Raw genomic sequence first — 1,470 nt, forward strand, 5'->3', positions numbered from 1 at the left:
CCCGACACCCGCGTCCGCCTACACCTGCGCCCCGCGCCGGTCACCCTCGCCTGAGCTGTAAGGAGGGGGCCCTTCTTATCGTTTTCTGTAGAAGAAGGGCCCCCTCCTAACACCACTCATCGCTCAGAAGTCGTCGGGGGTGCGGATCCGGTCCCGGATCCAGACACCCGCCTCCTTGAGCCGGTTGGTGCCGCCGAACTGGCCGGCGTCGCAGGTGCCGGGGGTGAAGACGGCGCCGGATCGGAAGTCGTCGGAGAAGTTCCAGTTCACCCAGCTGATCTTCTTGCTGGCGAACAGGTCCAGATAACGCTGCGCCATGGCGAAGTCGTTCGGGCCGTCGCCGGAGTAGTCCTGGGTGCCGAACTCGGTGACGAACAGCGGCAGTCGGTCCGCCGCCTGCGCCACGGTGTCGAGGTAGTAGTCGTCGTGCGAGGCGGCGTAGAAGTGGAAGACGTACATCACGTTGCCGGCGCTCACCGGATTGGCCGCGATGACGTCCGCCCCACCACCCTCGCCGGAGGCGCCGAGCGACGACCAGTCCGGGGTGCCGACCAGCACCACCGCGTCCGCGTCCCGGGTACGGATCACCGGGATGATCTGGTCCGCGTAACTCTTGATGGCGCTCCAGGCCACCTCGTTGGGTTCGTTCGCGATCTCGTAGATCACGTTGTTCTTGGCCCGGTGCCGATCGGCGATCTCGGCGAAGAACGTACGCGCCCGGTCCAGGTTGTAGTTCGGGTCGCCCGGACTGAGCATGTGCCAGTCCACGATGGCGTACATGCCACGCGCGGTGGCCAGCTCGATGTAGTTGTGCACCATGTCGGTGAAGCGGCGCGGGTCGGTCTCGTACCCGCCCTCCTGGATGTACATCGAGATCCGGAGTACGTCGGCCCGCCACTCGCCGGCGAGCACGTCGAGCGATCCGGCGGTGGCGCAGTTGGCGTACCACTGGAGGCCGTGCGTGCTCATGCCCCGCAACTGGATCGCCTTGCCGGCCGCGTTGCAGAGCTGCCGGCCGCAGACCCGGAGCTGGCCGTTGGCGGCGACCGGGGTGGTACCCGGCGGAACGGTCGGCGTCGGACCGGCCGTGGGTGTGGATGTCGGGCCGGCCGTGGGCGTGGATGTCGGGCCGGCCGTGGGCGTGGATGTCGGGCCGGCCGTGGGCGTGGATGTCGGGCCGGCCGTGGGTGTCGGGGTCGGCGTGCCGGTACCGTCGCAGGACGCGCCGTTCAACCGGCACCCGGCCGGGGCACCCGGGCCGGCACCGAGGAACCCGAACGTCACCGAGGCGCCGGGGGCGATCCTGCCGTTCCAGGAGCGGTTGCCGAAGGTGTGGTGCTGGCCGCTGCTCACCAGCGTGGCGTCCCAGTAGGAGCCGATCGTCGTACCGCCCGGCAGATCGAACTCCAACCGCCACGAGGTGATGGGGGTGCTGCCGCCGTTGGTGACGGTGTAGCGGCCCTCCCACCC

The 1,470-nt window shown here is 69.2% G+C and carries 1 protein-coding gene; it reads right to left on the minus strand.

Annotated features, from left to right (window positions below):
* Positions 1 to 123: 123 nt before the first annotated feature.
* Positions 124 to 1,470: cellulase family glycosylhydrolase (locus I0C86_RS00080; RefSeq protein WP_196199068.1), on the minus strand; the 1,347-nt coding region annotated here is incomplete at its 5' end.

Source organism: Plantactinospora alkalitolerans, assembly GCF_015690345.1.
Taxonomy (GTDB): domain Bacteria; phylum Actinomycetota; class Actinomycetes; order Mycobacteriales; family Micromonosporaceae; genus Plantactinospora; species Plantactinospora alkalitolerans.